This is a genomic window from Nocardioides sp. SYSU D00065 (assembly GCF_017916425.1).
Classification (GTDB): Bacteria; Actinomycetota; Actinomycetes; order Propionibacteriales; family Nocardioidaceae; genus Nocardioides.
Genome location: NZ_JAFMSX010000001.1, coordinates 185,697 through 204,378 on the forward strand (window position 1 = coordinate 185,697; position 18,682 = coordinate 204,378).

The 18,682-nt window shown below is 73.8% G+C and carries 19 protein-coding genes; 3 read left to right on the forward strand and 16 right to left on the reverse strand.

The features are described from left to right. The first annotated feature begins 183 nt into the window (after window positions 1-183). Both J3P41_RS00940 and J3P41_RS00945 read left to right on the forward strand, forming a co-directional pair. Entirely contained in the window at window positions 184-834 is a 651-nt protein-coding gene (locus J3P41_RS00940; RefSeq protein WP_210443347.1) for an SDR family oxidoreductase, read from the forward strand. Window positions 835-943: 109 nt separating this feature from the next. Next, window positions 944-2,593, forward strand: coding sequence for an HNH endonuclease signature motif containing protein (locus J3P41_RS00945; RefSeq protein ID WP_210443348.1), 1,650 nt, complete (start codon window positions 944-946; stop codon window positions 2,591-2,593). 231 nt (window positions 2,594-2,824) lie between these two features. Here the strand turns inward: J3P41_RS00945 and J3P41_RS00950 are convergent, their stop codons facing one another. Both J3P41_RS00950 and J3P41_RS00955 read right to left on the reverse strand, forming a co-directional pair. Then, window positions 2,825-3,700 (reverse strand): NAD(P)H-hydrate dehydratase, encoded by an 876-nt coding sequence (locus tag J3P41_RS00950; RefSeq protein ID WP_210443349.1) that lies wholly within the window; start codon window positions 3,698-3,700, stop codon window positions 2,825-2,827. After that, complete coding sequence (locus J3P41_RS00955; protein WP_210443350.1) at window positions 3,693-4,448, reverse strand: histidine phosphatase family protein; 756 nt, start codon at window positions 4,446-4,448, stop codon at window positions 3,693-3,695. The genes J3P41_RS00950 and J3P41_RS00955 overlap by 8 nt, the downstream gene beginning before the upstream one ends. Window positions 4,449-4,559: 111 nt before the next feature. Between J3P41_RS00955 and J3P41_RS00960 the strand changes: the two genes are divergently transcribed. Then, on the forward strand, window positions 4,560-6,128 hold the full coding sequence (locus J3P41_RS00960; RefSeq protein ID WP_210443351.1) for a DNA polymerase ligase N-terminal domain-containing protein: 1,569 nt from the start codon (window positions 4,560-4,562) through the stop codon (window positions 6,126-6,128). On the opposite strand, the gene J3P41_RS00965 is transcribed toward J3P41_RS00960, so the two are convergent. Genes J3P41_RS00965 through J3P41_RS01030 form a run of 14 tightly spaced genes read right to left on the reverse strand, consistent with a single transcriptional unit; the run spans window position 6,121 to window position 18,664 of the window. Then, window positions 6,121-6,999 (reverse strand): PhzF family phenazine biosynthesis protein, encoded by an 879-nt coding sequence (locus J3P41_RS00965; protein ID WP_307861769.1) that lies wholly within the window; start codon window positions 6,997-6,999, stop codon window positions 6,121-6,123. The two genes, J3P41_RS00960 and J3P41_RS00965, sit on opposite strands and share 8 nt — an antisense overlap. Window positions 7,000-7,019: 20 nt before the next feature. Continuing rightward, window positions 7,020-7,301 carry a hypothetical protein gene (locus tag J3P41_RS00970; protein WP_210443352.1) on the reverse strand — a complete coding sequence of 94 codons (282 nt, stop codon included), beginning with the start codon at window positions 7,299-7,301 and terminating at the stop codon, window positions 7,020-7,022. Between the two features lie 20 nt (window positions 7,302-7,321). Then, window positions 7,322-7,756 (reverse strand): type II 3-dehydroquinate dehydratase, encoded by a 435-nt coding sequence (locus tag J3P41_RS00975; RefSeq protein ID WP_307861770.1) that lies wholly within the window; start codon window positions 7,754-7,756, stop codon window positions 7,322-7,324. Beyond that, window positions 7,753-8,850, reverse strand: coding sequence for a 3-dehydroquinate synthase (aroB, locus tag J3P41_RS00980; RefSeq protein WP_210443353.1), 1,098 nt, complete (start codon window positions 8,848-8,850; stop codon window positions 7,753-7,755). Before aroB ends, J3P41_RS00975 begins: the two co-directional genes overlap by 4 nt. Next, complete coding sequence (locus J3P41_RS00985; RefSeq protein ID WP_210443354.1) at window positions 8,847-9,347, reverse strand: shikimate kinase; 501 nt, start codon at window positions 9,345-9,347, stop codon at window positions 8,847-8,849. The genes aroB and J3P41_RS00985 overlap by 4 nt, the downstream gene beginning before the upstream one ends. Next, the gene (aroC, locus tag J3P41_RS00990) at window positions 9,347-10,525 is read right to left on the reverse strand and encodes a chorismate synthase (protein WP_210443355.1); all 1,179 of its coding nucleotides are present in this window, start codon (window positions 10,523-10,525) and stop codon (window positions 9,347-9,349) included. Before aroC ends, J3P41_RS00985 begins: the two co-directional genes overlap by 1 nt. Before the next feature lie 12 nt (window positions 10,526-10,537). Continuing rightward, complete coding sequence (locus tag J3P41_RS00995) at window positions 10,538-11,254, reverse strand: A24 family peptidase (protein WP_210443356.1); 717 nt, start codon at window positions 11,252-11,254, stop codon at window positions 10,538-10,540. Beyond that, window positions 11,251-12,096, reverse strand: coding sequence for a shikimate dehydrogenase (locus tag J3P41_RS01000; RefSeq protein WP_307861771.1), 846 nt, complete (start codon window positions 12,094-12,096; stop codon window positions 11,251-11,253). Before J3P41_RS01000 ends, J3P41_RS00995 begins: the two co-directional genes overlap by 4 nt. Then, window positions 12,069-13,238 carry an endolytic transglycosylase MltG gene (gene mltG, locus J3P41_RS01005; RefSeq protein WP_210443357.1) on the reverse strand — a complete coding sequence of 390 codons (1,170 nt, stop codon included), beginning with the start codon at window positions 13,236-13,238 and terminating at the stop codon, window positions 12,069-12,071. Before mltG ends, J3P41_RS01000 begins: the two co-directional genes overlap by 28 nt. Continuing rightward, on the reverse strand, window positions 13,231-13,692 hold the full coding sequence (ruvX, locus tag J3P41_RS01010; protein WP_210443358.1) for a Holliday junction resolvase RuvX: 462 nt from the start codon (window positions 13,690-13,692) through the stop codon (window positions 13,231-13,233). The genes mltG and ruvX overlap by 8 nt, the downstream gene beginning before the upstream one ends. 2 nt (window positions 13,693-13,694) lie before the next feature. Beyond that, a complete protein-coding gene (gene alaS, locus J3P41_RS01015) occupies window positions 13,695-16,400 on the reverse strand; it encodes an alanine--tRNA ligase (RefSeq protein WP_210443359.1) in 2,706 nt (901 codons plus the stop codon). Continuing rightward, complete coding sequence (locus J3P41_RS01020; RefSeq protein WP_210443360.1) at window positions 16,400-16,675, reverse strand: DUF6167 family protein; 276 nt, start codon at window positions 16,673-16,675, stop codon at window positions 16,400-16,402. The genes alaS and J3P41_RS01020 overlap by 1 nt, the downstream gene beginning before the upstream one ends. Continuing rightward, window positions 16,675-17,232, reverse strand: coding sequence for a hypothetical protein (locus J3P41_RS01025; RefSeq protein WP_210443361.1), 558 nt, complete (start codon window positions 17,230-17,232; stop codon window positions 16,675-16,677). Before J3P41_RS01025 ends, J3P41_RS01020 begins: the two co-directional genes overlap by 1 nt. Before the next feature lie 31 nt (window positions 17,233-17,263). Further along, a complete protein-coding gene (locus tag J3P41_RS01030) occupies window positions 17,264-18,664 on the reverse strand; it encodes a replication-associated recombination protein A (RefSeq protein ID WP_374192854.1) in 1,401 nt (466 codons plus the stop codon). Between the last annotated feature and the right edge of the window lie 18 nt (window positions 18,665-18,682).

Below are 18,682 nucleotides of genomic sequence, written 5' to 3' on the forward strand. Positions count from 1 at the left end.
GGACCGGGGCCGCTGCGCCGACGCGCAAGTCTAGTGGCGGTGCGCGAGTGCCATGAAATGCACGGCGTGCGCCTCGGTGGTGCCCGGCGGGTTGCGGTGCCAGGCGGTGCTGGCCGGGCAGACCGCGGCCGCCGGTGCGGGCGTCGACCTGGGCCACGATCCCGCACCCGGTAGCGTCGAGGCATGCGAGTCACCATCTTCGGCGGACACGGCAAGATCGCGCTCCTCCTCGCCCCGATGTTGGTCGAGGCCGGGCACGAGGTCACCTCCGTCGTCCGCAACCCCGACCACGTAGCCGACGTGGAGGCGACCGGCGCGACCGCGGTCGTCTCCTCCGTCGAGGACGCCGACCTCGCCGCCCTCACCGAGCTGCTCAGCGGTCAGGACGCGGTCGTCTGGTCCGCCGGCGCCGGCGGCGGCAACCCGTCGCGGACGTACGCCGTCGACCGCGACGCAGCGATCCGCTCGATGGACGCGGCGGAGGCGGCAGGCGTCGAGCGCTACGTCATGGTGTCGTTCTCCGGCGCGACGACCGACGTGCTGGTGCCCGAGGACAACCCGTTCCGGCACTACCAGGACGCCAAGATCGCCGCCGACGAGCACCTGCGCGGCACCGGGCTCGACTGGACGATCCTGGGCCCCGGCACCCTCACCCTCGAGCCGGGCACCGCGTCGGTCAACCCGCAGGCCGGGTTCAACGACGGCGACGTCACCTCGCGCGAGCTCGTCGCGCAGGTCGCCCTCGCGGTGCTGCAGGACCCCCGCGCCTCGCGGCAGACGCTCGTGTTCGGCGACGGCGACGTCGCGATCGAGGACTGGCTCGCCTCGCTCTGACTGAGCGCTCGCCACGTCAACGGCGTGCAGGGACGGCGTCCGTGGCGTCGTCCACAGGGCGGCTGGTTGGTGGGGTTCGGGTGTCGGTGGGCTCTGGTTGAGTTGGTCCATGGAGCCCACCACCGCCGCAGATCCGCAGGTCATCGACCTGCCGGACCTCACCGTTTTGGCTGAGGGTGCGCTCCTGGCGGAGGCGGTTGAGGTGGAGTCGGTGCTGCGGGAGGCCGAGGTCCACAAGCTCCGCATCGCCTACCAGTGGGCGGTCGCGCATCCCACCCTGGACGGCTGCGAGACCCCGACCGGTGCGGTGCTGCCGGCGGTGCTGGAGCAGCCGGAGACCCTGGGCGGTGCGGGTACGCCGGCGGTGGCGGCGTTCACCCCGGAGCCGTTGGCGGTGGCGTTGGGCTGCTCGCCGGCAGCGGCGGCATCGTTGCTGGCCGACACGCTCGACCTGCACCACCGGCTGCCGCTGCTGTGGGACCAGACCCGCGCGCAGCTGGTGCCGGTGTGGAAGGCCCGCCGGGTCGCGGCCCGGACCCGCCACCTGTCCCTGCCCGCTGCAGGGTGGGTGGACCGGCAGGTCGCGGGGCGGGTGTCGTCGCTGGGGGTGGCGGCGCTGGACCGGCTGGTCGCCGAGGCCGCCGCCCGCTGCGACAACGACAACCACTCCGACCACTCCGACCTCGCCGAGCGTGAGGACCGCGCCCGGGCGGGGTGGGACGTGGTGCTGGTCCACCCCGACCCCCACCGCTGTGCGGGCACCTCGCAGCTGCACGCGGTCGGCGACACTCTCGACCTGACCCGGTTCCACGACGTCGTGTGCGCCGAAGCAGACGCTCTGGCCGCGCTCGGCGACACCGACGACCTCGGCGCCCGCAAGGCCAAGGCCCTCGGCGTCATCGCCGACACCCAGGCCCGCCTCGACCTCACCACCCTCCTGCCCAGCCTCCTGCCCGACACCGACACCGACACCACGCTCGACCCGGTGACTCACGAGCAGGCCAGGCACCATGCCGCACGGCACCAGGAGGCCCGCCGCCGGGCGATGGAGCGCCGCGACGCCAAGGTCCGGCTCTACCTCCACGCCTCCCTCGCCGACGTCCTCGCCGACGTCCTCACCACCGACACGTGTTCCGGACCGGCGGTCGGGACGGTGGAGTCGCTGGGCCCGGTGACCCTGGACCGGATCCGCGACTGGGCCGGGCGTTCGCGGGTGACGATCCAGCCGGTGCTCCATGTCGCTGCCGACGACCGCTGGTCGACCGACCGGCACGACCCGCCACCGCGGATGGCCGAGCAGGTCCGCCTGCGCGACGAGACCTGCGTGTTCCCCTGGTGCACCCGACCCTCACGCCAGTGCGACCTCGACCACCGCCACCCCTACCTCGACCCCGACGACGGCGGACCACCCGGCCAGACCGCACCCGCGACCCTCGCTCCGCTGTGCCGACGACACCACCGCGCCAAGACAGCCCCGCCGTTGGACCTACGAACGCACCAACCCCGGCACCTACCTGTGGACCGGACCCGCCCACCTCACCGTCCTCGTCACCCCACACGGCACCGTCCGCGTGCCCACGTAGGGCACGAGCGCGCTGCCCGACCCGCTTCGCCCCCTGATCGGGACAGGACCGGGCGGCGCGGCGCCGGCACGCGCCGGACCGTCACCACACCGAGCGGCGCGGCCTCACGGCGACGGCGTGCAGGACCGCGTCGCGACGGGCGGCGCGGACCTCGGCCAGCTTGCGGTGGCAGCTGAGGCAGCGGGCCGTGGCCACGCAGCACAGCGCGTCACGTACCTCCGCCTCCAGCTGGTCCGCGTGTGCGCTCCTGCTCACGATGGTTCGCATGGTGTTCCCTCCCCGACTGACGTCTTCGTCGAGTGTGGCTGCCGAGGAGGACGAGGCGCATCCGCATTTCTACCGATGTCGACCCTGAGAAGACCCTGATGCCTGCCGACCGCTCGCGCCGGGGGCTCGCGCCCGACGGCTCAGCGACTGAGCTCGGCCAGCAGTCCCGGCACCTCACCGGCCAGCTCGCGCGCGAGGTAGCCGACCGGTCCGATGCGCTCGGCGAGCCGGTCGCCGGCCGTGCCGTGCAGGAAGGCACCCCACACCGCGGCCTGGGCGGGGTCGGCGCCGCGCGCCAGCAGGCCCGTGACGAGACCCGCCTGGACATCGCCGGACCCCGCGGTGCCGAGACCGGGGTTGCCCGCCTCGACGCGCCACAGGTCGTCCCCGTGGGCGACGACCTTGACCGGGCCGCCGCACAGCACGGTCGCCGAGGTGCGCCGGGCGAGCAACGCCGCATGGCCCGCCAGGTCCGACTCGACCTCGTCCTGGTCCAGGTCGAGGCAGTGCGCGAGCTCGGAGGGGTTGACGGTCAGCACGAACGTCGCGTCGAGCGTCGCCAACCGCTCGGGGTCCTCGGTGACGTACGCCGAGGCGATGGCGTCGAGGACCACGGTCGCACCCAGGTGTGGCACGACGGCGCCGACCAGTGCGGCGGACGCTTCGGGGTCGGTGAAGCCGGACCCCATCAGCACCGCGCTGCTGCCCTCCGCGAGCGCGAGCACGCGAGCGGCCTGCGCGGGATCGGCGATCCCGGAGTCGTGTTCGGCCAGCCCGGTGACCATCAGCTCCGGCGCCGCGACCGCGAGCGCGGTCGCGCACGAGCGGGCCGTGGCCAGCCGCACCTTGCCGGCACCCACGCGGAACGCCGCGTCCACCGCGAGCAGGGCCGCGCCCGGTGTGTCGCGGCCGCCGGCCACCGCGACCAGCCGGCCGCGCTCCTCCTTGTCGGATCCCGGCTCGGGCAGCGGCCAGTCCGCGAGCAGCGCGGCGTCGACGAGGGTGCTGTCAGGCATCGGGGGCCTCCCCACCGAGGTCGCTCTCGTCCGTCTTCTCCGCAGGTCCCGTCGTGAGGTGGCTGTCGTCGGCGAAGCCCTGCAGCACGAACCCGCCGTCCTCCTTGCGGTAGCGCGTCATCGACGCGTTGGGGATGGGCGTCGTGCGGTCGATGTCGAGCAGGTGCTCCTCGTCGAGGCCCTCGAGGGCGTAGCGGAACGACATGATGACCGCCTGGTGGGTGAACAGCCACACGCGCTGGCCGTCGTACCCCTCACGCAGGTCGGCCAGCAGGCTGCGCACCCGCAGCACCACGTCGGCCCAGCTCTCCCCCGACGGGGGCTGGTAGTAGAACTTGCCGACGTGGGAGCGCCGCTGCGCCTCCTCGGGGTAGCGCGAGCGGATGCCCTTGCCGGTCAGCCCGTCGAACAGCCCCAGGTCCCGCTCGCGCAGCCGCTCGTCGAGCAGCAGCTCGATGCCGAGGTCGCCGAGCGCCGCCCGTGCGGTGTCCGCGGCGCGCCGGTAGGGCGAGCTGACGACGACGTCCGGACGCTGCTCCTCGGCGAGTCCGGCCACCCAGCGTCCCAGCGTGCGCGCCTGCTCCTGCCCGTTGGGCGACAGCTCGACGTCGGCGTCACGAGCGGACAGCTCGAGCCGGTCGGCGTCGGCGTCGCGGGCCTCAGAGTCGGCGATGTTGCCGACGCTCTGTCCGTGCCGCACCAGCACCAGCTCGTCGGGTCCGCGCCGGCCCATCAGCACAGCGGTCACGCCCACGGCTCCTCCTTCGTCGTCGTACGCCTCGGTCCGGCCCGTTACCCCGCGCCGGACGCGTGGATGCACGCCCTGCATGGGCGCGCGGCTCTAGGGAACCATGGGCGCATGGGCGACCCACTCGAGACCTACCGCCGGATGCGCGACTTCGGTCGCACCCCCGAGCCGGCGGGCGAGGTCGGCGAGCGGGAGGGGGCGCCTCGGTTCGTGGTGCAGCGGCACCGGGCCAGCCGGCTGCACTACGACGTGCGGTTCGAGATCGACGGCGTGCTCGTGAGCTGGGCGGTGCCGAAGGGGCCGACGCTCGACCCGTCAGCGCGACGGCTGGCGATGCACGTGGAGGACCACCCGATCGAGTACCTCGACTTCGAGGGAGTCATCCCGTCGGGCGAGTACGGCGGCGGCGACGTCATCGTGTGGGACATCGGCACCTGGGAGCCGGTGAAGACCGACGACGCACGTGCCGCGGTCGACGGCGGGGAGCTGCACGCCGAGGTCCACGGCCGGAAGCTGCGCGGCCGCTTCGTGCTGGTGCGCCGAGGCGACGACGGTGGGAGCGGCGAGCCCTGGATGATGCTGCACAAGCGCGACGAGCACGCGGTCGAGGGATGGGACCCCGAGGACCATCCGCGGTCCGTGCTGAGCGGTCGGACCAACGACGAGGTGCTCGCCGACCCGCACCGCCTGTGGCGCTCCGACGCCCCGGCGGCCGAGGCGGCGGTGTCGCTGCTCCCCGAGGCGCTCCCCGACAGCGCGATCGACGAGCTGGCCTCGCTGGGGACGCAGGGCACGTGGGACGTCTTCGGCCGCCGGCTCAAGGTGACCAACCTCGACAAGGTGCTCTTCCCCGGCGACCCGCCGGTGACCAAGCGCGAGCTGCTCGCCTACACCGCGCGGATCGCGCCGACGGCCCTGCCCTACCTCGAGGGCCGCGCGCTGAACCTCCACCGCTATCCCGACGGCGCGGAGTCGAAGGGCTTCTGGCACAAGGAGCGTCCCCGCCACGCGCCGGAGTGGCTCGGCGCGTGGGACAACGAGGAGGCCGACGAGGGCGAGACCGAGACGTACGTCGTCGCCGACGAGCCGGCTGCGCTCGTCTGGGCCGCCAACTTCGGCGCCCTCGAGTGGCACCCGTGGACGTCGCGGACCAGCGCCCCGCACGAGCCGACGTACGCCCTCATCGACCTCGACCCCGGCACCTCGACGAGCTGGGACGACCTGCTGGTGCTGGCGCGGCTGCACCGCACGGCGCTGGACCACCTGGGCGTCACGGCGCGGGCGAAGGTGACCGGCCGGCGCGGCATCCAGGTCTGGGTGCCGGTGGTGGAGGGCTACACCTTCGAGGACACCCGGGCCTGGGTCGAGAAGCTGTCGCGCACCGTCGGCAAGGTCGTGCCGGAGCTCGTCAGCTGGAAGTGGGAGGTGCGGGCGCGCAAGGGCCTCGCGCGGCTCGACTACACCCAGAACGCCATCAACAAGACCCTCGTCGCGCCGTACTCGCCGCGGCCGGGGCCGGAGGCACCGGTTTCGGTCCCGATCGCGTGGGACGAGCTCGACGACCCGGACCTGCGCCCGGACCGCTGGACGATCCGCACGGTCCTGGACCGGGTGTCCGAGCGCGGGGACCCGTTCCGTGCGCTCCTCGGCGCGGCCCAGGAGCTGCCCGAGATCAGCTGACGGGGCCCGTGCCGTACGCGGGAGAGGGGCCAGGCAGGTCGACCTCGCCCGTGATCCGGGTGACCGCGTCGCCGGAGACCCACAGCCGCTCCCCCTCGGACTGGAGCCCGACGCGACCCTCCCGGCCGATCGCGCTGCCCTGGCGCGCCGTGTAGGACCCCGGCAGCGCTCCCGCGGCCATCAGCCACTGGGCCAGGCCCGCGTTGGCGCTGCCGGTGACCGGGTCCTCGACGAAGTCGCGACCGTCGGCGAAGAAGGCGCGCACCTCCACGTCGGCCCCCAGGTCGGCGGCCTCGCCGGCCTCCCAGCGCCCGAGCACCGTGACCTTGAGGTCGGTGAAGGCGGCGACGTCGGGCACCACGTCGAGGACGGCCCGCGCCGTGCCAAGGTCGACGCCGACCCAGCCCGGGCCGTTGTCGATCCACGCCATGTCGCGCACGGCAGCCTCGTCGAGGGCGAGACCGGCCAGCACCCGCGCCCGGAGGTCGTCCTCGACGGGCCCGGAGCGGCGCAGCGGCGGCGCCGCGAAGCCCAGCCGCGGCGCACGACGTACCTCGACGAGGCCGGCGCCGCACTCCTGCACGAGCACGTCCCCGCGCGGCACCCCGCCGGCCTCGAGCCAGGCGTGGGCACTGCCGAGCGTCGGGTGCCCGGCGAAGGGCAGCTCGCCGGCCGGTGTCCAGATCCGCACCCGGTAGTCGGCGCGCGCGTCGGTGGGCGCGCACAGGAACGTCGTCTCGGACAGGTTGGTCCACCGGGCGAACCGCGCCATCTCCTCGTCGCTCACCCCGTCGGCGTCATGCACCACCGCGAGGGGATTGCCGAGCCACGGCTCGGCACTGAACACGTCGACCTGTCGGAAGGGCAGCACGCGAGGAATCCAAGCACGGCTCAGCCGTGCGCCGCCCAGCGCCGGGCCGCCTCGTCGGCGGCGGCCGACATGAGTGCCGCCAGCTCGGGCCGGTCCGGCACGGGGAACGAGACGTAGGCCCCGCGGCCACCGGCGACCGGACGGCCGTAGGCCTTGGCGGCGAGCGAGCCGTCGGGCAGCATCCGGATCGTCAGCGACTGGAGCTCGAACTCCTCGTCACGGCGGGTGTCACGCCACCGCAGCTCCTCGGGAACGACCACGTTGATGGCCAGGGCAGTGACGTCGACCGGGGACTCGTCCACGACACCATCCTGGCAGGGTGTCAGCGCCGGTGGGCGAGGATCTCCAACGCCCGGCGGTATCCGTCGACCCCCTCGCCGGCGACGGTCTCGAGGGCGTGCGGCTCGACCAGCGAGGTGTGGCGGAACGTCTCGGGGCGCTGCTTGGGGTCGGAGATGTGCACCTCGACCAGCGGCGCGGTCAGCTGGGCGCAGGCGTCGTACAGGGCGAGCGAGTAGTGGGTCCAGGCGCCGGCGTTGAGCACGACGGGCACCTCGTCATCGGCCGCGCCGTTGAGCCAGTCGAGCAGCTCGCCCTCGTGGTTGGTCTGGCGCACCTCGACCTCGAGGTCCAGCCCGCGACCCCACTCCACGCACAGGTGGGCCAGCTCGGCGTGCGTGGTGGACCCGTAGATCTCCGGCTGCCGTCGCCCGAGCCGCCCGAGGTTCGGGCCGTTGAGCACCAGGATCCGCGTCACGCCGGCCCGCCGATCGCCGCGTACGCCGCTCGGAGGTCCGCCTCGCCCGGGCCGGCGAGGATCCGCGGCGCGGCGAGGTCGTCGAGCACCACGAACCGCAGCTGCGAGCCCCGCGCCTTCTTGTCGACCCGCATCGCGGCGTGCAGCTCGTCGAAGGACGCCGCGTCGTACGTCGTCGGGAGCCCGAGCCGCGACAGCGCGGTCCGGTGGCGCTCGACGACCGCGGGGTCGAGCGAGCCGGCGCGGGCGGCCAGCTCGGCGACGAAGACGCAGCCGATGGCGACGGCCTCGCCGTGGCGCACGGTGTAGTCGCTGGTGCGCTCGATCGCGTGCGCGAGGGTGTGCCCGTAGTTGAGGACCTCGCGGCCGGGGTGGCCGTCGGCACCGCCGGTCTCGCGCAGGTCGCCGACCACGACGTCCACCTTGACCCGGATCGCCCGCTCGACCAGCTCACGCAGCTCCGCGGAGCCGGCGGTGAGGGCAGCGGGGTCGGTGCGCTCGACGAGGTCGAGGATCTGAGGGTCGGCGATGAAGCCGCACTTCACGACCTCCCCCAGGCCCGCGACCAGCTCGTCGTGCGGCAGGGACTCCAGCAGGGCCAGGTCGCACAGCACCCCGGCCGGCTCGTGGAAGGCACCGACCAGGTTCTTGCCGGCGCCGGTGTTGATGCCGGTCTTGCCCCCCACCGCCGCATCGACCATGGCCAGCAGTGTCGTGGGGACGTGGACGACGCGTACGCCGCGCAGCCAGGTCGCTGCCACGAAGCCGCCCAGGTCGGTGGTGGCTCCTCCCCCGATGGTGACGACGGCGTCGGAGCGGGTGAACCCCGCCTCGCCCAGCGCCTCCCAGCAGTCGGCTGCGACGGGGGCGGTCTTCGCCCGCTCTCCCTCGGGCAGGCCCAGAGCGAGGACGTCGTAGTGCTCGACCAGCGTGTCGACGATCGGGTCGGCGAGCGCGCCCAGCGGACCGGCGTAGAGCACCGCCACCCGCTCGACCGACTCGCCGAGCAGGTGCGGCAGCCGCGCGGACAGCCCGTGACCCACCACGACGTCGTAGGGGGCCGCGCCTGCGACGGACAGGACCGTGTCGCTCATCCGAGCGCCTCCTGGATCTGCGCGGCGACCTCGAGCGGCGTGCGGTCGTCGGTGTCGACGACGTGGGTCGCCACGGCCTCGTAGACCGGGGTGCGCTCGTCGAGCAGAGCCTTGACGCGCGCGCGGACGTTGCCGAGCAGCAGCGGCCGGCCGACGCCGAGGCCCACCCGCTTGACCGCGTCGGACAGACCGACGCGCAGGAAGACCACGGGCACGTCGCGCAGCAGCGCGCGGGTCTCCTCGCGCAGGACCGCGCCCCCGCCGAGGGCGAGCACGCCGTCGTGCTCCGCGAGCGCCGCGGCGACCGCAGCGGCCTCGAGGTCGCGGAAGTGGTCCTCGCCGGACTCGACGAAGATGTCGGCGACCTCGCGTCCGGTGGTGGCGACGATGTCGGCGTCCGTGTCGCGCACCGGCACGCCCCAGGCCTCGCCGAGCAGGCCGGCGACGGTCGTCTTGCCGGCCCCCATCGGACCGACCAGCACCACCCGCGGCGCCATCAGCGGAACCGCAGCGTGTCGAGGTAGGACTCGGCGTTGCGGCGCGTCTCCTGCACGGAGTCGCCGCCGAACTTCTCGACGACCGCGTCGGCGAGCACCAGCGCCACCATCGCCTCCGCGACGATGCCGGCGGCCGGGACCGCGCACACGTCGGAGCGCTGGTGGTGCGCGACCGTCGCCTCCCCGGTCGCGACGTCGACGGTGCGCAGCGCCTTGGGCACGGTCGCGATCGGCTTCATCGCCGCGCGCACGCGGAGGACCTCGCCGGTGGACATGCCGCCCTCGGTGCCGCCGGAGCGGCCCGAGGTGCGCCGCAGCCCGTCGTCCGTCGCCACGATCTCGTCGTGGGCCAGGGACCCCGGCGTGTCCGCGAGCCCGAAGCCGTCGCCGACCTCCACGCCCTTGATCGCCTGGATGCCCATCAGCGCGCCGGCGAGCCGCGCGTCGAGGCGACGGTCCCAGTGGACGTGCGACCCGAGCCCGGGCGGGAGGCCATGCACGACCACCTCGACCACCCCGCCGAGGGTGTCGCCGTCCTTGTGGGCCTGGTCGATGCGAGCGACCATCGCGGCGCTGGCCTCCGGGTCGAGGCACCGCACCTCGTCGGCGTCGAGACGCGCGACGTCGTCGGGCCCCGGTACGACGCCGGCCGGCGCCCGCACGCCGCCGATCGACACCACGTGCGACACGATGCGCGCGCCGACGGCCTGATCGAGGAAGTTGGACGCGACCCGCCCCAGGGCCACGCGTGCCGCGGTCTCGCGGGCGGACGCGCGCTCGAGGATGGGGCGGGCCTCGTCGAAGTCGTACTTCTGCATGCCGACCAGGTCGGCGTGCCCGGGCCGCGGGCGCGTGAGCGGGGCGTTGCGGGCCAGCGCCTCGAGCTCCACCGGGTCCACGGGGTCGGCCGACATCACCTTCTCCCACTTGGGCCACTCGGTGTTGCCGACCTCGATGGCGACGGGGCCGCCCTGGGTCTCGCCGTGGCGCACACCGCCGAGCACGCGGACCTGGTCCTGCTCGAACTTCATCCGCGCGCCGCGGCCGTAGCCGAGCCGGCGCCGGGCCAGCGAGTCGGCCAGGTCGTCGGTCGTCACCCGGACGTGCGCGGGTAGGCCCTCGAGGATCGCCACCAGCGAGGGACCGTGGGACTCGCCTGCTGTCAGCCATCGGAGCATGGCCGAAGTCTCTCAGCCCCAGATGCGCCCGGCGAGCGCAGTCCCCCAGACGAGACCCACCAGCGCACCGAGCACCATGAACGGCCCGAACGGGAACGACCTCTTCATCATCGTCCGATCCCGGCGCACCAGCGCGAGCAGCACCGCGGGCACCGCGAAGGAGACGAAGCCGACCCACAGACCCAGGGCCAGCGCCTCCCAGCCCACCCAGCCCAGGACCAGCCCCACCGGCGCGGCCAGGCGCACGTCGCCGAACCCCATGCCCGCGGAGCGGACGAACCACAGCACCCAGAAGAACGAGCGCGCCACCACCATGCCAAGCAGCGCCCGGACCAGCGCCTCGCGCTCCCCCGTCGCCAGCCCCACCAGCGTGACCACCGCGATCGCCGCGAGGCTCACGGGCACGACGACGACCCGCGGCAGCAGGCGGGTGTGCCAGTCGATGACGGACAGGGCGACGGCCACCGGGACGAGCGGCACCAGCCAGAGCAGTGGCCAGTCGAGCCCGGTGGCGGCACCGAGCAGGGCGCCGCACACCGCGGAGATCGCGGCGCTGCGCCACCGCAGCCCCGGCTGCGCGGCGATGTCGGCGTACGTCCGCTTCGGCGGCTCGTCGCTGTCCGCAGCGGGCTCCGGCTCCGGCACGCGGCCGATCAGCCCGGGCACCAGCAGCCCGCCGAGCGCGGTGAGCACGGCGGCGAGCATCGCCGCGGGGAGGGTGTCGCTCACGCGCGGCTCCGGGAGGCGAGCGCCCGCAGGCCGGCCGAGCGCATCGCCTCCAGCGGCGCCGGGCGACCGGTGAAGAGGTGCAGCTGCAGCGCGGCCTGGTGGACGAGCAGGTCCAGCCCTCCGACGAGGACGCGCTCGCCCGCCGCGGCGGCCAGCGGCGTCGGCCACGGGTCGTAGAGCACGTCGAAGACGACCGGCACCCCCGCGCACCGGGCCACCAGGCTGAAGGTCTGGGCGCCGGCCGGGACGGTGGACACCACGATGTCGGCCACCACGGGAGCGGGGGCGTCGAGCGGCCCCGTGCGCACGTCGACCCCCGCCGGGTGGGCACGCAGCGCGGCCACCGTCTCCGCCGCCCTCGACTCGTCGCGCACCAGCACCTCGATCGAGGTCACTCCGAGGTCGGCCAGCGCCAGTCCCGCCGAGCTCGCCGTGGCACCGCCGCCGAGGACCGCCGCCGAGGCGAGGGGCGCCGACGTGCGCTCGCGGATCGCGGCGGCCGCCCCCGGCAGGTCCGTGTTGTCCCCGACGCGCTCACCCTCGTGCAGGACGAGCGTGTTGACCGCGCCGGCCAGGCGTGCCCGGTCGGTGAGCCGGTCGACCAGCGGCAGGGCCTCGCGCTTCAGGGGCATGGTCAGCGACAGCCCCCGCCACTCCGGTCCCAGCCCGTCGACGAAGTCCCGCAGCCCGCCCGCCGGGACCCGGTGGGCGTCGTACGTCCAGTCCAGCCCCAGCTCGGCGTACGCCGCGCGGTGCAGGACCGGCGACAGCGAGTGGGCGACCGGGTCGCCCAGCACCCCGCAGCGCACGGGTCTCAGCAGGTCTCGGGCGCGTTCTGGCACAGTTCCTCGTCGAACTCGAGGAACTCGTCGTAGGAGTCGGTGAACTTCGTCTCCCCCGTCTCGAGATCCACCGTGACCCAGAACAGCCAGGGCCCCTCCGCCGGGTTCGCCGCGGCGTCGATCGCCTGCTCCCCCGGCGCCTCGATCGGCGTCGGCGGCAGGCCCGGGCGCGTGTAGGTGTTGTAGGGCGTGTCCTGCTGGAGCTGCTCGGAGGTGAGCCCGACGCCCAGGTCCTGGTTGAGCCCGTAGTTCACCGACGCGTCGATCTGCAGCAGGCCGTTGGTGATCCCGTTGTCGGGGTTGTCGAGGCGGTTGTAGATGGCGCGGGAGATCTTGTACATGTCCTCGCCCCGGCCCTCGGCCTCCACCAGCGAGGCGATGATCATCAGCTCGGCGGGCGTGCGACCGAGCTCGGCCGCCCTCTCCTCCAGGCCGGCCTCCTCGGCGGCCTGCCGCCACCGGTCGACCATCATCTTGAGGATGCCGACGGGCTTCATGCCCGGCTTGATCTCGTAGGTGGCCGGGAAGAGGTAGCCCTCGGCGTTGCCCTCGGCGTAGTCGGGCAGACCCAGCTTGTCCGGCTGGTCCAGGGCGCGGTTCCAGGCGGCCTCGGGGAAGTCGGTGTTCTCGGCCAGCGTCGCCACGATGTCGACGAGGCGGAGTCCCTCGGGGATGGTCACCGTCGGGAAGCCGATGAGGTTCGCGGGGTCGACCAGCACCTCGCGCGCGTCGGCGGCCCTCATCTGCTTCTGGAGCTCGTAGGCGCCGACCTGGATGCCGGTGCAGTCCTCCTGGCAGGCGTCGATGAAGGCCTGCACGGACTTGGTGACGCCCTCGGCCTTGAGGTTGCGGCCGATCTGGGCCGTCGTGTCGCCCTCGTTGACGGTGAACTCGACCGAGCCGGTGCCGGGGCCCGGGTAGTCGTCCGGACCCTGGAACTGCTCGGAGACCCAGGACACGCCCTGGGTCAGCGCGACGTAGAAGCCGCCGAGGAGCACGGCCAGCGCCACGAGCACGGCGAGGCAGCCCTTCGACCCGCGGCCCTTGCGCCGCTTGCCCCCGGGCACGTACTCGTAGGCCTCGTCCCGCTCGACTCCCGCGTCGGGAGCCGCCACGTCGGGCCGGCCCTCGTGCTCACTCATCTGTCACCTCGACGATCTCTCCCGGTGCCTGTCCGCTCGACCGCTCCGTGTCGAGGGCAGTCTGCAGGATCAGCACAGCGGCGGCCTGGTCCACCACGGCGCGTCGCTTGGCACCGTGGCGGCCCTGCTCGCGCAGGATCGACTCGGCCGACACCGTGGTCAGTCGCTCATCACACATCCTGACGGGCACGGGTGCAACCCGGCGCGCCAGCCGTCCCGCCAGCTGCCGCGCCTTCGCGGCGGCGGGACCCTCCGAGCCGTCGAGCGATCGCGGCAGCCCGACGACCACCTCGACCGCCCCGAGCTCGGCGACGAGCTGCGCGAGACGGCGTACGTCGCCGCCACCGCGCCGCACCGTCTCCACCGGGGTGGCGAGGAAACCCGACGGGTCGCTGCTCGCGACGCCGATCCGGGCGTCCCCCGGGTCGACGCCCAGCCGCACTCCGGGCCGCACGCTCAGCCCTGGCCCGCTCGACCGGCGACCTCGCTGGCCACCAGGTCCAGCGCCTCGTCGATGCGCGAGGCATCCGTGCCGCCGCCCTGGGCCACGTCGTCCTTGCCGCCGCCCTTGCCGCCCAGCAGCGGCCCGACGGCGCGCACCAGCTCGCCGGCCGACAGGCCGCGGGCACGCGCCTCGTCGTTGGTCGCGGCGACGACGGAGACCTTGCCGGCAGCATAGCCGATGATCACCACGACGCCCGGCTCGCCCTGCGGCAGCCGGCCCCGCACGTCCATCGCGAGGTTGCGCACGTCGCCGGCGGCCGCGCCGTCGGCCCGGTGCGCCACGACCTTGACCGAGCCGATCTGCATCGCCCCGGCCGCCAGCTCGGCGCTCGCGCCGAGCAGCTGCGCCAGGCGGGCCTTCTCGAGCTCCTTCTCCGCCGAGCGCAGGCGCTCGGTCAGGGCCTGGACGCGGCTGACCAGGTCGTCGGGCTGCGTCTTGAGCAGGCCGGTCAGCTGCGCGACGACGTCGCGCTCGCGGGCGAGGTAGCCGAACCCCTCCACGCCGGTGAGCGCCTCGATGCGCCGGTTGCCCGAGCCGACGCTGGTCTCGCCGGTGACCACGACGGTGCCGATCTGCGAGGAGTGGTCGACGTGCGTGCCGCCGCAGAGCTCGCGCGACCAGGGGCCGCCGATCTCGACGACGCGCACCTTGGTGTTGTCGTAGGTCTCGCCGAACAGAGCGATCGCGCCCCACTCCTTGGCCTGCTCCAGCGTCATGTAGTCCCACGAGACCGGGAGGTCGGCGCGCAGCGCCTGCTGCGAGACGAGCTCGATGTCGCGGACCTGCTCGGGGCTCAGCGCCTGGGTCCAGCCGAAGTCGAGGCGGAGGTAGCCGGGCCGGTTGTAGGACCCGGACTGCAGCGCGGTCGGGCCGAGCACCTCGCGCAGCGCGGCGTGGACGACGTGAGTGCCCGAGTGGGCCTGGCGGGCGCCGATGCGCCACTCGGGGTCGACCCGGGCGTGCACCTCGCGGGCGGGGTCGAGCTCGCCCTCCAGGACGCGCACCTGGTGCACGACGAGGCCCTTGATCGGGCGCTGGACGTCGAGCACCTCGAGCCGGCCGCCGTCGAAGACGATGGTGCCGGCGTCGGCCACCTGGCCGCCGGACTCGGCGTAGAACGGGGTGCGGTCGAGCACCAGCTCGCCGATCTCGCCCTCCGCGAGCCGGGGCACGGTTGCGCCGCCGCTGAGCAGCGCCAGCGGGCGGGACTCGGTCTCCAGCGTCTCGTAGGCCAACCACTCGGTCGGCCCGTGCTCGTCGAAGATCCCGCGGTAGACCGCGGTGTCGCCGTGCGCGCCCTTCTTGGCACGGGCGTCGGCCTTGGCGCGCTCGCGCTGCTCGGCCATCAGGCCGCGGAAGCCCTGCTCGTCGACCGCGAGGCCCTGCTCGGCGGCCATCTCCAGGGTGAGGTCGATCGGGAAGCCGTAGGTGTCGTGCAGCGCGAAGGCGCGCTCACCCGACAGCGTCGAACCGCCCGACCTCTTCACCTCGCCGGCGGCGAGGTCGAAGATCTGCGTGCCGGCCTGCAGCGTCTTGCGGAAGGCGTCCTCCTCGGCGAAGGCGACCTGCGAGATGCGCGGCCAGTCGGTGAGGAGGTTGTCGTAGGTCTCGCCCATCTTGTCGCGCGAGACCGGCATCAGCTCGGGCAGCACGCGGTCCTCGCAGCCGAGCAGCCGCATCGACCGCACGGCACGGCGCAGCAGGCGGCGCAGCACGTAGCCGCGACCGTCGTTGCCGGGGGTGACGCCGTCACCGATGAGCATCATCGAGGAGCGGACGTGGTCGGCGACGACGCGGAAGCGGACGTCGTCGTCGGCCGAGCCGCTGCCGTAGCGCTTGCCGGTGAGCTCCTCGGCCTTGGCGATCACCGGGTGGACCACGTCGATCTCGTACATGTTCTGCTTGCCCTGCAGCAGCAGCGCGACGCGGTCCAGGCCCATGCCGGTGTCGATGTTCTTCTTCGGCAGGGAGCCGGCGATGTCGAAGTCGGACTTGGAGCGCACGGCGCTCAGCTCGTCCTGCATGAACACGAGGTTCCAGATCTCCAGCAGCCGGTCCTCCAGCTCGACCGGCATGTCGGGACCGAGGGTGGCGGGGTCGAAGTCGGGACCCCACTCGGGACCGCGGTCGTAGAGGATCTCCGAGCACGGCCCGCCGGGTCCGGGGACACCCATCGACCAGTAGTTCTCCTTCGGCCCCAGCTGCACGATGCGCTCGCGCGGCAGCCCGGTGGCCTGCATCCAGTAGCCGATGGCCTCCTCGTCGCCCACCAGCACCGACGGGTAGAGCCGCGACGCGTCGAGGCCGTAGCCGCCGTCGGCGACCGGCTTGGTGATCAGGTCCCACGCCAGCTCGATCGCGCCCTGCTTGAAGTAGTCGCCGAAGGAGAAGTTGCCGCACATCTCGAAGAACGTGCCGTGCCGGGTGGTCCGCCCGACGTCCTCGATGTCGGGAGTGCGCACGCACTTCTGGATGCTGGTCGCCCGGTCGAACGGCGGCGTCTCCTGGCCCAGGAAGTAGGGCTTGAAGGGCACCATGCCGGCCGGCACGAAGAGCAGGTTGGGGTCGTCGGCGAGCAGCGAGGCGGAGGGCACCACGGCGTGTCCGGCGGCCTTGAAGTGTGCGAGGAAGCGGCGGCGGATCTCGGCGGTGTCCATCAGCGGGGGTCCTCCTGCTGCTCGGTGGTTCGGCTCGGGCTGCTGGTCAGCTCGGCACGTGCGGGTGGTCTGAGGCCGAGCTGCTCACGCAGCTCGGCCTCGCGCTCGGTGCGGCCCTGCTGGACCTCCTCGGCGAAGAGTCGGGCGCCGGCCTGCCACCCCCGCAGCCGGTCGCGCAGACCGTCGGGGGTCAGGCTCTCGGCGACGCGGCGGGCCCGGGCGGCGGCGTACACCCCGACCCCCGCCCCGGCGACGAACCAGAGTGGGCGACCCATCAGGCGACGTCCTCCCCGGCACCTCGTACGTCGGCACCCCGTACGTCGGCGGCCCGTACGTCGGCGCGCTCGCGCGAGCGGTACTCGCGCAGGGCCTGCTTCATCTCCGCGCGTCGGTCGCGACCGGCGCGGCGGGTCTGCTGGCGCACCTCGAACCGGATGCGGTTGCGGCTATCGGGCGACAGGGCGCGACGCAGCCCGTGGCTCCACGCAGCCGCCTTGACCACGCTCTCGCGAGCCAGGAGGTCGACGAACAGGCGACCGTCCACGGGCGCGGCCACGGGTTCAGGCGCGGGATCGGCCAGCCGGTCGGCCGGATCGAGGTGGGTGATGACGTAGGCGTCGGCGTCCTCCGTCGCGGACGACACCGGCGACGGGGCACGGGGCGCGTCCGCGGCGGGAGCCGCGAGGGCGTCGAGGCGCCCCGCGAGGGTGACCGACAGCGCCTCCGCGCGGGCCGCGCGCCGGCGTGCACGCTGGGCGAGCACGAGCGCCACGAGCGCCAGCACCACCGCGGCGGCGGCCGTCGCGCCCAGCCACACCTGCTCCGTCGTCACCGGGACACCCTATAGGCGCGCGACCATGCGCTCAGCCGCGCCCGCGCACGATGCGGCGCACCCGCTCCCAGCGCTCCTTGACGGCTGCCTCGGCGCCGAGCGAGGTCGGTCGGTAGTAGGTCGCGTCGAGGAGCTCGTCGGGGGCGTACTGCTGCTCGGCGATGCCGTAGGGGGCGTCGTGGCTGTAGACGTAGGGCGTGGGCGCGCCGGAGTTGTGGCCCAGCTTCGCGGCGCCGGCGTAGTGGCCGTCGCGAAGGTGGGGCGGGACCGCGCCGATCCGGCCCGCCCGCACGTCGGCCTGAGCGGCGTCGATCGCCGTGATGACCGCGTTGGACTTGGCCGCCACGGCCAGCGCGATGGTGGCCTGGGCGAGGTTGAGCCGTGCCTCCGGCATCCCGATGAGCTGGACCGCCTGCGCGGCCGCGACGGCGGTCTGCAGGGCGGTGGGGTCGGCCAGGCCGATGTCCTCGCTGGCGCTGATCACCAGCCGGCGGGCGATGAAGCGGGGGTCCTCCCCCGCCTCGATCATCCGCGCGAGGTAGTGCAGCGCGGCGTCCACGTCGGAGCCGCGGATCGACTTGATGAAGGCCGAGATCACGTCGTAGTGCTGGTCGCCCTGGCGGTCGTAGCGCACGGCTGCCACGTCGACCGCGGTCTCCGCCGTGGCGAGGTCGATGGCGTCCAGCCCGTTGCTGGCCGCGGCACCTGCAGCCGCCTCGAGGTAGGTCAGCGCCCGACGGGCGTCACCGCCGGCGAGGCGTACGAGGTGGGCGCGGGCGTCGTCGTCGAGCCGCGTGGCACCGCCCAGGCCGCGCTCGTCGGCCAGCGCCTGGTCGATCACCTCGCCGATGTCGTCGTCGGTGAGCGACTGCAGGCGCAGCAGGAGGCTGCGGGACATCAGCGGGCTGATCACCGAGAAGAACGGGTTCTCGGTGGTCGCCGCGATCAGGGTCACCCAGCGGTTCTCCACACCGGGCAGCAGCGCGTCCTGCTGCGCCTTGGTGAAGCGGTGCACCTCGTCGACGAACAGCACCGTCTCCTGACCACCCCGGGCGAGCTCGGCGCGGGCACCGTCGATCGCGGCGCGGACCTCCTTGACGCCGGCCGCGACGGCGGAGACCTCGACGAAGCGCCGTCGGGTCTGCTGGCTGACGATCGCGGCGATCGTCGTCTTGCCGGTGCCGGGCGGACCCCAGAGCAGGAGCGACATCGACTGGTCGCCCTCGATGAGGCGTCGCAGCGGGGACCCGGCGGCGCGCAGCTGCTGCTGACCGACCAGCTCGTCGATGGTGCGCGGACGCATCCGCACCGCCAGCGGCGCCGAGGCGTGCGTGTTGGCGCCCAGCGACCCCGCTCCCGGGGTCGCGCCGCCCTGGGGCGCGATCCCGGGCGCGGACGGTTCCGCGCCCGGGATCTCGAACAAGCCGTCCACGTCGGAAGTATCCCCCGC

Coding starts and splice junctions, on each gene's coding strand:
- J3P41_RS00950 (WP_210443349.1), bottom strand. CDS start 3,700: ATGCCTGACAGCACCCTCGTCGACGCCGCGCTGCTCGCGGACTGGCCG.
- alaS (WP_210443359.1), bottom strand. CDS start 16,400: ATGGACACCGCCGAGATCCGCCGCCGCTTCCTCGCACACTTCAAGGCC.
- J3P41_RS00940 (WP_210443347.1), top strand. CDS start 184: ATGCGAGTCACCATCTTCGGCGGACACGGCAAGATCGCGCTCCTCCTC.
- J3P41_RS00945 (WP_210443348.1), top strand. CDS start 944: ATGGAGCCCACCACCGCCGCAGATCCGCAGGTCATCGACCTGCCGGAC.
- aroC (WP_210443355.1), bottom strand. CDS start 10,525: ATGCTCCGATGGCTGACAGCAGGCGAGTCCCACGGTCCCTCGCTGGTG.
- aroB (WP_210443353.1), bottom strand. CDS start 8,850: ATGAGCGACACGGTCCTGTCCGTCGCAGGCGCGGCCCCCTACGACGTC.
- J3P41_RS01020 (WP_210443360.1), bottom strand. CDS start 16,675: ATGGGTCGCCCACTCTGGTTCGTCGCCGGGGCGGGGGTCGGGGTGTAC.
- J3P41_RS00960 (WP_210443351.1), top strand. CDS start 4,560: ATGGGCGACCCACTCGAGACCTACCGCCGGATGCGCGACTTCGGTCGC.
- J3P41_RS00985 (WP_210443354.1), bottom strand. CDS start 9,347: ATGGCGCCGCGGGTGGTGCTGGTCGGTCCGATGGGGGCCGGCAAGACG.
- mltG (WP_210443357.1), bottom strand. CDS start 13,238: ATGAGTGAGCACGAGGGCCGGCCCGACGTGGCGGCTCCCGACGCGGGA.